Annotated in this window: 10 protein-coding genes; 6 read left to right on the top strand and 4 right to left on the bottom strand. The window is 37.4% G+C overall.

All coding sequences use genetic code 11. From position 1 onward, the window contains the following. The first annotated feature begins 17 nt into the window (after window positions 1–17). The 5 genes from ACTBZY_RS17125 to ACTBZY_RS17145 all read left to right on the top strand — a co-directional run bounded on the left by ACTBZY_RS17125 (window position 18) and on the right by ACTBZY_RS17145 (window position 5,533). Window positions 18–1,652, top strand: a complete 1,635-nt coding sequence (locus tag ACTBZY_RS17125; protein ID WP_463047572.1) for a SusD/RagB family nutrient-binding outer membrane lipoprotein — start codon at window positions 18–20, stop codon at window positions 1,650–1,652. Between the two features lie 135 nt (window positions 1,653–1,787). Next, window positions 1,788–3,077, top strand: coding sequence for a hypothetical protein (locus tag ACTBZY_RS17130; RefSeq protein WP_463047573.1), 1,290 nt, complete (start codon window positions 1,788–1,790; stop codon window positions 3,075–3,077). 20 nt (window positions 3,078–3,097) lie between these two features. Continuing rightward, a complete protein-coding gene (locus ACTBZY_RS17135) occupies window positions 3,098–4,450 on the top strand; it encodes a PhoPQ-activated pathogenicity-related family protein (RefSeq protein ID WP_463047574.1) in 1,353 nt (450 codons plus the stop codon). Between the two features lie 47 nt (window positions 4,451–4,497). Further along, on the top strand, window positions 4,498–4,695 hold the full coding sequence (locus ACTBZY_RS17140) for a hypothetical protein (RefSeq protein WP_463047575.1): 198 nt from the start codon (window positions 4,498–4,500) through the stop codon (window positions 4,693–4,695). Continuing rightward, complete coding sequence (locus ACTBZY_RS17145) at window positions 4,682–5,533, top strand: glycerophosphodiester phosphodiesterase (protein ID WP_463047576.1); 852 nt, start codon at window positions 4,682–4,684, stop codon at window positions 5,531–5,533. Before ACTBZY_RS17140 ends, ACTBZY_RS17145 begins: the two co-directional genes overlap by 14 nt. A 235-nt stretch (window positions 5,534–5,768) precedes the next feature. Here the strand turns inward: ACTBZY_RS17145 and ACTBZY_RS17150 are convergent, their stop codons facing one another. Beyond that, window positions 5,769–7,073 carry a photosystem II biosynthesis protein gene (locus ACTBZY_RS17150; RefSeq protein ID WP_463047577.1) on the bottom strand — a complete coding sequence of 435 codons (1,305 nt, stop codon included), beginning with the start codon at window positions 7,071–7,073 and terminating at the stop codon, window positions 5,769–5,771. A gap of 145 nt (window positions 7,074–7,218) precedes the next feature. On the opposite strand from ACTBZY_RS17150, the gene ACTBZY_RS17155 reads away from it, so the two are divergent. Continuing rightward, complete coding sequence (locus ACTBZY_RS17155) at window positions 7,219–9,888, top strand: glycoside hydrolase family 2 protein (protein ID WP_463047578.1); 2,670 nt, start codon at window positions 7,219–7,221, stop codon at window positions 9,886–9,888. A gap of 18 nt (window positions 9,889–9,906) precedes the next feature. On the opposite strand, the gene ACTBZY_RS17160 is transcribed toward ACTBZY_RS17155, so the two are convergent. The 3 genes from ACTBZY_RS17160 to ACTBZY_RS17170 are packed head-to-tail and all read right to left on the bottom strand — an operon-like array spanning window position 9,907 to window position 13,172. Beyond that, a complete protein-coding gene (locus ACTBZY_RS17160; RefSeq protein WP_463047579.1) occupies window positions 9,907–11,064 on the bottom strand; it encodes a XylR family transcriptional regulator in 1,158 nt (385 codons plus the stop codon). Further along, on the bottom strand, window positions 11,057–12,313 hold the full coding sequence (locus ACTBZY_RS17165; RefSeq protein ID WP_463047580.1) for an MFS transporter: 1,257 nt from the start codon (window positions 12,311–12,313) through the stop codon (window positions 11,057–11,059). The genes ACTBZY_RS17160 and ACTBZY_RS17165 overlap by 8 nt, the downstream gene beginning before the upstream one ends. 31 nt (window positions 12,314–12,344) lie before the next feature. Further along, window positions 12,345–13,172 carry an ROK family protein gene (locus ACTBZY_RS17170; RefSeq protein ID WP_463047581.1) on the bottom strand — a complete coding sequence of 276 codons (828 nt, stop codon included), beginning with the start codon at window positions 13,170–13,172 and terminating at the stop codon, window positions 12,345–12,347. Window positions 13,173–13,335 lie beyond the last annotated feature (163 nt).

Below are 13,335 nucleotides of genomic sequence, written 5' to 3' on the forward strand. Positions count from 1 at the left end.
TTAAATCATTTAATATCATGAAAAAGAAGAATATTATCGTCTTATTTATATTGATGGGTTCGTTCTTTTCTTGTGAAGATCTCACAGAAGTAAATTACAACCCAAATGGTGTTCAGCCAGACTTGGTGAACCCCAACCTGATCATGCCAACAATTTTAACTGAAACGGCTAGACTATATGTTAATTATGGCTATCAGGACATCGCTGGCGTAGTGCAGCATACTCAAAAAGATGCTTGGTCTGGAGGCCATAACGATTACGACTGGGGTGGAAACCAAAGTTGGAATGCTCATTATGATATACTTAGAAACAATGCTTTATTCTATGACAGAGCGGTAGCTTTAAATCTTGAGTTTCATCAAGGTGTAGCTTTGGTAATGAAAGCCTTTAATTTTGGTCTTATTACTGACCTTTGGTCTGATGCACCTTATACCAATGCCCTAAAAGGAGAAGTAGGCGGTTTAGAGAATATCTTACCTTCATTTGACAGCCAAGAGGTAATTTATACGGGCATATTAGCCGATTTGGAAAAAGCAAATACCCTACTCTCAAAACCAAAAGGAGAGTATACGAGTATAGTAGACAACGTAGATGTATACTATAATGGTGACCCTGCTAAATGGAGAAAAATGGCCAACTCTTTAGCCTTGAGATACTATATGCGTATTTCTGCCAAAAAACCAGACGTAGCTAAAGCTGGAATTGAAAAGATAGTTGGAAATGCAGCTCAATATCCAATAATTCTTTCAAACTCAGATGACGCCACCATGAGTTTCCCTGGAACAAGTGATGGTACTTCATGGCCAGCAAATGCTGTTTATGATGCCAGTGGAAGTAACTATAGAAGAATAAAAATGGCATCTACTTTGATAGAGACTTTACAATCGCTCAAAGACCCAAGAATAGCGGTATGGGCCAATAAAGTAGAAGTACCTTTAGTAGTAGACGCAACCTTACCAGCAGGAACGGACAAAATAGTAGATGGCAAAAGATTACTTTCTCCTGATAAAGTTGGAAATACAGTTTTAGACACAGATCCTGAATATGTGGGTTTACCACCAAGTTTCTCTGCTTTACCATCGGCATATAACCTCAATCCAACGCCTGGTCAAACGTCTTTCAATCCACATGTTTCTTTCTTAAATAGCATGTATAAGCAGGCCACAGGACCACTTTTAAAGGCTCGATTGATATCAGCAGCAGAAGTAAACTTTATCTTGTCAGAGGCTTCATTGAAAGGATGGTCAGCTGGAAACGCAAAATCTCTATATGAGGCTGGCGTAAAAGCATCTATGACCACTTGGGGGGTAGGAAACTCGTCCGCTACTTATTTAACAAATACTGGTGTAGCATATGATGGCACGCTGAAACAAATCATGGAACAAAAATGGATTGCTAGCTGGACGGCGGCCACGGAAGCATGGTTTGACTTTAGAAGAACTGGACTTCCAGCTCTTAAGGCTGGCCCATCTGCTAAAAGACAAGCTCTACCTTTACGTTTTTATTATATGCAAGATGAGCTAAACATCAACAAAGTAAACGCGAATGCAGCTCTGGATAAACTGGAAACAACAAATTTCTCTCAGGCTGACGGTAAAAATAGCCCTTGGTCAAAACCTTGGCTTGTACAAGGAACTGGCAAACCATGGTAACGGCTTATTAACGCATTAAAATTTAGCGTATAGAATTGAGAATTAAATTGGTAGTGGATATTTTGAAGCTACCAATTTCTTTCTAATTCAAACCATTCTTAAGCTGCTTTCATTCAACCTTACCATTTCTTTTCTATGCTTATATATCCCCAAAAAAGAGTCGTTTTTTACACTTTTTTGCTCAGCCTCATCTTTTTATCTTTCGGAGTATTTGCTCAAACACTTCAAGTAGGTGCAGCCAAGAGAATCATCACACCAAACCCATTGTTGCCAGTATCTGGTGGAATAGGAAAACCCAACCCTGTTACCGAAAAAAGAGGAGACCTCTTTGCAAGAGCCTTAGTCTTAGAAAACGGTGAAACCCGCATAGCCATTGTAAGTGTCGATAACTTAGGCTGGACTTCGGTATTGGGAAATAAATCTCGTGCTTTAATTAAAGGCATTCTGCCCGAAAATATAATCATAGCGGCAACACATACACACAGTGCACCGGATGCCTACGGTTTTCCTGATGAAACCGGTACATCTTATGCCGACTTAAAATATTTAGATTGGTGTGTTGCTCAGATAGCAGATGCTGTGAATGAGGCAGTCAAAAACCTTGAACCAGCTTCTCTAAAAATTGCGGTGGACGATGCCAAAGGCAAAATTGCTTATAATTATTATGCTCCGGCTCTATATGATCCTCGGTGTGGAGTGATACAGGCTATTGCAACTACAGGAAATAAAAAAGGTCAAAAAATAGCTACTCTCGTTAACTACGCCATTCACCCCGAAGTATTAGGATCAGGTAGAGGCATTCTCAGCCCAGATCTATGTGGTCCACTTTATGATCGCATTGAAAGTAAAGGTGGTGGAATGGCGATATTCTTGAATGGAGCACAAGGTGGAATGGTTACCGCAGACACCCGCTTGGAAAATGGCAAAGAGGCCAATACCTGGGAAGAATGCATAAGAATTGGTCAACTCTTAGGCGATGAGTCGCTTAGAATCATAGAAAATGCACCAACCGTTGAAAATCCTTCTATATTTTGTGTTTCTAAACAATTAGAAATATTGATAGAATCGGACATCATGCGATATATATTAAAAAAATCACCCCTGAATTACGAATTTGGAAAGGAAAACTATGTAGAAACACAAATAAATTTAATCAACATCGGTCCCGCTCAAATATTAACCATACCTGGTGAGGCTTTGCCCAATATTGGATTTTATTTGAAACGTAAAATGCCTACCAAATTTCCATTTTTATTCGGTTTGGCAAACGATGCATTTGGCTATATCCTAACTAAAGAAGACTTTAATAGTTTTAAAAGATATGAATACGTCAGTAGAACGAGCTTGGGCGAGATGACCGGCGATACCTACATCAATCAAGCTTTGGAATTAGTAAAAGAAAGTCCGAAACCTTCATCAAAATAATTTCTTATAATATTTTATCTATGAAAAAAAGTGTTCTAAAATCTATATTTGGCTTATTGCTTTTGATGATCATGAGCAATGTTATTTATGCCCAAAAGATTACGCCAGAAAATGCACTGGAAAACTATATTAATAATGGCGACAAAACCTACAATTGGGAGCTAAAAGACTCTATTGTTCTGGAAAATGTAACCGCTTACCACCTACTGCTTACATCTCAAAAATGGCGTCAATACACTTGGAGACACCAATTAACGATATTCATACCTAAGAATAAACTTTACGATGGTGCCTTGCTCTTCATTACTGGAGGTTCTAACAAAGAAGAACAACCTAACTGGAGCAAATCAGATGATTTATGGCAACCATTAGCAGAAATAGCCGTAAGGAATAAGGCTGTTGTGGCACTTATTAGACAGGTCCCTAACCAACCACTCTATGGCGATTTGACAGAAGATGCACTAATTTCATATACTTTGCATCAGTTTAAACAAGACAAAGACTACTCCTGGCCGCTATTGTTTCCAATGGTGAAATCTGCCGTTAGAAGTATGGATGCCGTTCAGGAATTCACCAAACAAAAAGTCAATTTTGATGTCAATAATTTTGTAATCTCAGGGGCTTCAAAAAGAGGTTGGACTACTTGGTTGGCTTCGGCTATTGACGACAAACGTGTAAAGGCTATTGGCCCGATGGTGATAGATATGCTCAACATGCCAGCCACCTTAAATTATCAATACACCACCTATGGCGAATATAGTATCCAAATAGAAGACTACGTCAAACTTGGAATTCCACAGGGTACCGAGACAGAAGACGGCAAGGCACTTACAGCGATGATAGATCCTTTTTCTTACCGGAAAAACATGACCGTACCGAAAATGATTTTCATTGGCACCAATGATGAATATTGGACAGCTGACGCTATAAAGCACTATTTTACTGAAATACCGGGCAAAAACATGATACATTATGTGCCAAATGCAGGGCATAATCTTGGTGGAGGAGAACAAGCTTTGAAAGCCCTAAGTGCGTTTTTTGGTATTACTATTATGAACAAAACTTATCCTGTAAGCACTTGGACCATCAATGATACAAGTTATGGAGCTGAACTCTTGATTAATCCAGACCCGAATGGTCTAGTTGAAGCCACGCTATGGGAAACGACATCTAGTGATAAAGACTTTAGAAATAATTTATGGATAAGTAAAAATATCAAACTCAAAGATTTACCAAATATCAAGTTGACCCAAGCATATCCGCAAAAAGGATTTCAGGCATTTTATGTTGACATGAAATACAAAGGTCCAACGGGTGGTTCATTTACAGTAAGCACACGGGTATTTATGACCGACGGTGCCAAAGTACTGTAAAAAATAGGGAGAGCCTGTGGTGGTTTTTGAATAAAAATACAAAAGAAATGACATCGTCACGTCCAGCGTACTTAATAGATAAACTCCTCAAAAACAATATCTCGAAAGAGGAATTGGAGGAGTTGCTCTCCAATATTGGCGATACAGAAATGTCTGAAGATTATGCCATAGTACTTGAAAAGTACTTTAATCATCTTTTGAAAAAGAATAGCACTAAAAAGTTTTATAACAATGACATTTTGTAATAAAGCTGCCACTTTTGTTTCATTATTTTTCTTATTTAGCTTACAAACATCCGCTCAAAACAGCTTTAAAGTAAAAAATAGTAGTTTAGAGGCTCGTGAATATGTGCATCATTTACGAGTCTCTGCCCATAGAGGAAACTCAGAAGTAGCCCCTGAAAACACTTTAGCTACATTTAAGAAAGTTTTAGAAATTGGTGTTGATTATATTGAAATTGACGTGAGAACCACCAAAGATGGGCAATTGGTAATCTTACATGACGGAAGCCTAGACCGAACTACAAATGGAAAAGGCAAAATGAAAGATTTTACTTTAGAAGAATTGAAAGCCTTATCAGCAGGAAAAGGGTTCGGCGAGAAATTTGACTCCGAAAAAATCCCAACATTGGAAGAAACACTTTCCTTAATATCCAGGTGGAATGCACTTCATAAATCAAAAACCAACCTTTATGTGGATTGTAAGGATGTATTAGCTGCCCCCCTTATCAAAGCACTCAAAAAGTATAACTTACTTAAGAATGCCGTTTTTTATGGATCGGATGAATTTCTTTTGGCATTAAAAACTACTCATAAACATGTAAAAGTTATGCCATCCTTAAGTCATCCAAATGAATTATTAATCAAGAAAAAAACATTGAAACCATATGCATTTGATGTTAAATGGTCGATAGTAAATCAAGAACTGGTCACTGCTATTCATAAAGAAAACATAATGGTTTTCACCGATTTACTAGGGCTTTATGATCATAGTAAAAATTATATCAAAGCCGCCGAATACAAAGTAGATTTGATACAAACTGACCACGTTAGCAGCGTAAATACAACACTTATAAATCAATAGTAAATCTCTTTGTACAAACGGCATTAAAACAAACGATTAGGATTGCAAATACTACGCTTAGAATCTTAATTTAATTCGAGAAGTTTCCATAATTATGCCTCAAAGTCAAGTTGATTAGAGCCCTTAAAAAGGCCTTCTAAAACAAAAAATCCCAAGCATTAAATACTTGGGATTTTTAATAATCATTGCCTCTGCTAATTATTCTACTCTATATATCTAGTGGATTGAAAAATGACTATTCCGCTTTAACTATTATTTCCTCTCCACCAAATCTTTTCTGTGAATGATCCATTTCTCCATGTGTATTAATGGCGACCAATGCAAAAATGGCTATCAAAAGCACAACCCCAACCAAACCAATTAGCCAAGTTTTTACATTCATTTCAACAGAAGTAAAAGAGGCCTCTGCCTTATTTATAAGTAAAATAATGATGACAAAATTGACTAAATAGAGATATTGTTCAATACGATAAGTACTCAAAAACGCCCCAGTAATAAGCCAAGAAAATATGATATAAATAAAGAAAAGACCGACAAACAAAATCTTGATTTCTGAGTATGGGAACTTGCCTGTATTTAAAGCTTTAATTCTCCTATAATAAAACACTGAAAATGCTAAAATTAAGACCAAAGAGAGCCACAGGGAAACAGTGACTCCTAAACTTAAATCTGAAAAGTTGATTTTTTCAAGCATAGCCGTGATTCGTTCCGAATTAAAGCTTTGCTGCCACACTATGAATGGAATGAGCAATGAAACACCTAGTAAGGACAGAAATTCATTATTGCTTGATACTTCTTCTACTTCATTTTCCTCCCACTTTGCGGTAAAAGCTCCATAAGCCATTCCCAAGCCACCAAAAAATCCTAAAGAATATTCCATTACATTCCAGAAATTAAAATCTATTTCTGAAACACGACCAAGGACATGAAGAAAATTACCAAAAGCGAAGCCAAAGCCACCGCCTAATCCTGCAAAAACAGCGACACGCAATGGTGCATATTGCTTATTTCTGATTAGATGTGAGGTAAGTGCAACGGCCATTCCAAAACAAATGGCCCAATGTTCTGCTCTTGGAGGTGTCATATTCCAGCCAAATTGCTCAATCATAAAAAAATAAAAAACAAGGCCACTCACCACCATTTCTACAATCAGTCTGGACCACTTCACTTCTGTTTTTTTAGGATTTAAAAGTGCAAAACCGAAAAAACCTCCGCCAATAAAACCGTAAAGGCCACCTATAACGAAGAGCATCAATAGACCATAAAAGACATTAACAAAATCGGTGGCACGACCATAGCCTACTACCATTCCGTAGCTCATCATACCGCCTAAACCCCAGCCAACGGCACCTGCAAGCATAACGGAGAAGGCTTTCGAAAGCCAATCCTTTCGTTTTGAAACTAACAAAATACTTAATGTACCAATAGCACCCGCCCATGCTGCACCTTGCTCGTGACCAAACTGACCTCGAATAGCCCAAGCAGTACCTAAAGACATGCCTACCAAAACCATACTAAACCACAATTTCTTATCTTTCATCTGATTTTTATTGTTAATTTCATTGACCTTTGATACATATACTTTAAGATGTCACTTTTAGGCTATTTCCAAATTAAAAACACATTCTAAATAGCCCAATTAGATGTTTCTGGAGTAAACATTACATACGGTATATACAATCATTATGACAAAAACTGTTCGTTTGCTTTATCTGGCTTCCATAAGCTTTATCCTTGTTAGTTGCAGCTCCAAAATAAAAATCGGGGAAACCATATTAAGTAAAGGTTGGACGATAGCACCTACTGTAGATATCTCTGAAAATGGAGAAACACTTTCTTCCAATGTTATAGACTCTGAAAAGTGGATAAAAACTACCGTTCCCAACACCGTAATGGGAGCATTGGTGGAAGCTGGCAAATATCCAGACATTTTCATGGGTGATAATTTGGCGAAAGTACCTGCCGAGCAGTTTGAATCATCTTGGTGGTTTAGAAATACGTTCAATCTTGATGATTTCGACAATAAAACTGAACATTTAAAACTACTGATAGATGGAATAAATTATAGTGCAAACTTCTGGTTGAACGGCAAACAAATAGCCCATAAAGACTCCTTATTTGGAGCATTTAGGCAATTTGAACTAGATATTTCTGGGCAAGCCAAATCTGGTGAGAACATATTAGTAGTAGAAATTTTCCCGCCACAAGTCCGAGATTTCTATATGGGTTTTGTGGACTGGGCTCCTACCCCACCCGACCACTACATGGGTATTTTTAGAGAAATTCGACTAAAGCGTTCGGGAAAAGTATCCATTGACGCCAGTTTTGTTGCACCAGATGTAAACACCACTGACTTAAGTAAGGCTTCAGTAAATATAAGTGTGGAAGTAAGCAACCACAGTGAGGAAACTAAAAATGTAGAACTAAATGGTAAAATTGAAAATATATCTTTCCAAAAGAAAGTCATACTTCAAGCACATGAGAAAACCGAAATAAAGTTTAGCCCAGAAGAATTTCAACAATTAAACATAAGCAATCCGAGACTATGGTGGCCAAATGGACTCGGAGAAGCAAATATGTATAGTTTAGAAATGCAATTGACCGAAAATGGAATAGCCCAAGACCAACAAAACACAAAATTTGGTATTAGAAAAATAGAAACTTACCTCAACCCAAAAAACGTTCGTGGTTATAAAGTAAATGGAAGAGAAGTGTTGATAAAAAGTGGAGGCTGGGTAGATGATCTATTCTTGAGATTCATGCCAGAAAAAGATGCCGCACAAATCAGGTATGTAAAGGAAATGAATCTAAACTCACTCCGGTTTGAAGGAATATGGGGTAATAACCAACACATCTACGATTTATGCGATCAAAACGGCATATTGTTGATGGTCGGATGGAGCTGTCAATGGGAATGGCCTGATTATCTTGGAGAAGTATTAGAGAAAAGTGAAGGCGACGAAAACTTACCTATAAATGAAGATGTAGCCAAATATGGCATCAAACTTAGCCCTGATGAGGAAACCTTGTTGTCTGACTATTTTAGAGATCAAGTAAAATGGCTACGAAATCACCCAAGTATATTTACTTGGGCGGGCGGAAGCGATGCCATGCCAGCACCTTCCTTAGAAAAAAAATACTTACAAACCTTAGAAAAATACGACCCAACGAGACCGTTTTTGATTTCTTCTGGTGATTTTGAAAGTTCTATTTCGGGTAAATCTGGTATGAAAATGTACGGCCCTTATGAATATGTGCCACCCATTTACTGGTACGAAGACAAAGAGCTTGGAGGAGCTTATGGGTTCAATTCTGAGGTAGGGCCTGGACCGCAGATACCACCCATTGATGCTATTAAAAAGATGATACCAGCGGATAAACTTTGGCCCGCCGAAAACGAAATATGGAATTATCATTCTGGTCGAAAAGATTTCAATACTTTGGGCGTTTATTTAAAAGCCCTAAAAGCCAAACTTGGCCAAGCCAAGGACTTAGAAGACCTCGCTTTTAAAGCACAAATAATGAATTATGAGGCCATTAGACCAATGTTTGAGTCGCATGTAATGAACCGACCAACCTCCACGGGCGTGGTGCAATGGATGCTAAATTCTCCTTGGCCTGAGTTTTATTGGCAATTGTACGATTATTATTTAATGCCAACAGGTGCATATTATGGTACAAAAAAGGCTGCAAATCCAGTATCCGTTATGTACAATTATTATGATCACTCCATACACTTGAGTAACGATACTCAATTAGATTTGAAAAATATAACCGCTCAAATAAAGCTTTTCAACTCCATATCTGAAGTGGTATTTGAAAAAACTTTAACAACAAATTTAGATAAAAACAGCACCTTAAACGCCCTTAAAATCCCAGAACTTCAAGGTAAAAATCAAGTATACTTTTTAGATTTAAAACTCAAAAAAGGAACAGAAGAGCTCATTGCCGATAATTTCTACTGGCTAGCCACTCAACCGGACCAAATGGATTGGGACCAGAAATTTTGGTTTTATACTCCGCAAAAACAATATGCCGATTTCACTTCACTCAATAATTTGCCAAAAACTAAAATTGAAGCAACAAAAAGAATTTCAAATACTACTGATGAATACGAGATAACACTAGAATTAACAAACCAAAGTAATAAAATCGCATTCTTTATAGAGGCTGAGTTGATCAATTCTGATTCACAAACTTCCGTAGTACCCGTCTTTTGGTCAGACAATTACATCTCTATTCCACCAAAAGAAACCAAAACTTTAACTGTGAAATGCTATAAAAAAGACACTGGCAACAAAGAACCAAAAGTCAGCATCAAAGGATACAATTTGGAAAACGTAATGGTAAAGTAATGCTTCGGAAAAAAAACATTATGCCAAAAATTGATTTCGATATTCGCTGGGAGTACAACCTTTGATTTGCTTAAATTGTCTTGCAATATTCTTGGTATCTGAAAAACCCAACTCAAGAGCAATTTCGAAAACACTTAAGTCTGTTTCAAGCAATTTCTGACTCAATTTCTCTATTCTCAAATTAAAGATATATTTGTAAACAGGATAGCCAGTCATATCTAAAAAACGTTTTTCAAGAGCCCTTCTTGACAATGGGACTTGCTTTACAATATCATCCACCTGCAGCTTTTTATCTATATTCTGATGAATATACATTAAGGAGGTTGCTATATGTTTGTCGTTTGTAGAATAAATATCAGTGGATTGGCGTGTGATAACCTGCGTAGGCTTTACTATAATGTCATAATGAGCTGATATGTCATTTTCCATCATTCGGTGCAAAAGCCTCGCAGCATCGTATCCACCCTTTTCTGTGTCTTGCCCTATGCTAGAAAGCGGAGGATCCGAAAAAGAACAAATCATCTCGTCGTTGTCTACCCCTAAAACAGCCACCTCCTCGGGAATTCTGATACCAGAATGACGACAAGCTTCCGTAATATGCTGCCCTTGGTTATCGTCACAGGCCATTAAGGCGATAGGTTTGGGTAAAGATTTGAGCCATTGACTTAGTGAACTTGGCCTGTAGTACCAAACTTCGGAAGAGCGAGCCTTAACATGCTCAAAATAGTGAACTTTATGACCACTCTTTACTATTTTTTCTTCAAAACCCTCTGCCCTTTCTCTTGACCAAACAATATCTTTAAAGCCATAAAAAGCAAAATTTTTGAAGCCTTTCTTTAGAAAATAATCGGCTCCCATTTTACCTGCTTCCTTGTGTGCACCGGTAATATTAGGAATTTCATTAAATCGCTCCTTAAAATCCTGAGCAATTACTGGGATTCCTGCTTCTATAAACTTCTCGATACCTGGCTCATTATAAAGTTGCCCAATGATACCATTTGCTCCCCATTCAATGGCCCATTCTAAAATCCCATCTAAGCCAATGGTTTCTCTCTGAAAAAGCGGCATTCGACAAAAAATCCATTGACCGTTTTCTTTTGAATATTTAGCAATACCTTTTAACAGGGCCTTGCTATATTCCTCAGCAAAATCGATCAATAAAATAATTTTATACATGAAAGAGTTCTTTCCAGCTTTTTATGGTTGAATTAGTCACTAAGGGTTTGGCCCAAAAACCAATACCTAAAATATAACCTAAAGTTACCAACAAAAACAACATGGCCATACGTAATCCGACAAGTTCGCCCAAACCACCAATAATCAAAGGCACAAAAGCTCCTCCAGCTATGCCGGTGCAAAGAATACCTGAGAAAGTACCGTGGTGCTTAGCTACGGAATTAAGAGCCAGTGAGACGACTATAGACCACATCACCGAAGCAAAAAAACCAGTGAGAGGAAAACAAATCAAAGCCCAATTAAGCGGACCAAACAATCCTAAGAGCAGAGCAACGATTGCACCTAAGGAAAAGAATATCAATACCTTACGACTATCAAAAATCTTCAGCAGTAATAGTCCTAAAAAACAACCGATGGTGAGCAACCCCCAAAAATAGGAAATAATACTCGCTCCCAAAGTAGCTGGATCTACACCGTGATACTCTTGAAGAAATTTGGAGGTCCAATTGGCAATTCCTTGTTCTGTGCCCACATAACAGAAGATACCTATAAAAAACAAGATCACTTTTTTGTCCTTTATCAATTCACGAAATGCATTTCCTGTGTCAATTCGCTCATCTTCTGCCAGCTCCACCTCCGGAAACTTTATAGATTTAATAATTAAAATCATCAATAATGCGATAACCGCAAATACCCAATATAAAGAGATCCAAGTTAAATTTGCTGGCACTATGTTATTCATCGTTTCAATGATAAAATTGCTTGGCTGGCCTACATGTACATGCTTAACAAAATAAGAATAAAGCATAGGACTAAGAAAAGATGCTCCCCCAAAAAACAACTGAGCCATAACCGAATTGAAGGCAAAGTTTACACCTCCACCAGCCACACGCAACAGTGGGTTTATCACCACCTGAAGCATGGCCATGCCAGTACCAATAATGAATAAAGAAAGTAATGCTACTGGAAAAATAGGGACTAAAGCAAAAAATAATGCTCCTATGAAAGCCAGAAAAAATGCCAATAGCAGCACCTTCTTTTCCTTATATTTTTCAACCAAAACACCCGCAGGTATGGAAGCAACGCCATAGGAAACAAAAAACGAAAAAGGCAGAAAACCTGCTAAACCAAGACCAAGATCAAAACTATTTAGTATATCAGGAATTATTGGACCCAGAATATTACTCAAAAAAGAGATAACAAAAAATATAAAGAAGATAAGGACGACTATAAATGTATTTTTTCGCATTGAATTTTGGCTAGATTTTACAATAGTTTAATTACCTACTCAGTGCAGCAGCACCTAGTAGAGCAATGTTATCGTTATTGGATTTAAATATTTTAATTTTTTTCAAAGATTCAGGGAATTCGAAATCCTTTAAAGCTTCATGCATGGTGTTTTCAAAAAATGAAAAGGCATGGCTTATTGAGCCCCCCACCACCACCACTTCAGGGTCATACGTATACATAACAGCCTGAATAGCAGCTCCTAAATGCATACCAAATTCAGCATAGGCATCCAATGCCCACTTATGGCCTCCTTGAGATGCAATAAATACCTCGCGAGCATTAAATCCAAAATTCCGCTCAAAAAATGAGTTTCCTAAATAGTATTCATAGTTTTTTTCAAGGTATTTCAAAAGTCCAATTTCACCTGCACCGGTATTGAAACCTTTATAGAGTTTATTATCAATGATTATACCTCCACCAAGACCCGTACCGATGGTCAAACCAACTACTGAAGTATAGCCCTTAGCTTGCCCAAAAAGATGTTCGCCAAGTGTAAAACAATTGACATCGTTGTTGACAAAAGTCGGTAGATTAAATTCATCTTCAAGTATGTCTTTTAAGGCTACTTTTTCCCAAGAAGGAATATTGGTTACATTATATACTATGCCTCTTTCTGTATCTACTACAGATGGAACCCCTATACCTATTTTACTAATTTTTTTGGAAACATGAGGCCTAATGAGGTCTTTAAGTTGTTTCAGCGTAGAAGACAATGAATCCTTTTGGTACAATAAAGCCGTATTCTGCTCGAGAATTAAACCCTCGTTTGCTATTCCAACCTTTATTTTAGTTCCCCCTAAGTCAACCCCTATATTCATGGTCAAATTGTTAGATTAGCAAAATATTTCAAATCAAAACCCAACTGTATTACTTCGATTTTAATGAAAAATACTATTAAGAAATTGTAAAATTTAATAATCACCTTCGATTGCTTAACGAGTAAGCTATGGCACCTCATTGCAAAAAAACAAACTTTAATAG

This window comes from Arcticibacterium sp. (assembly GCF_055134445.1).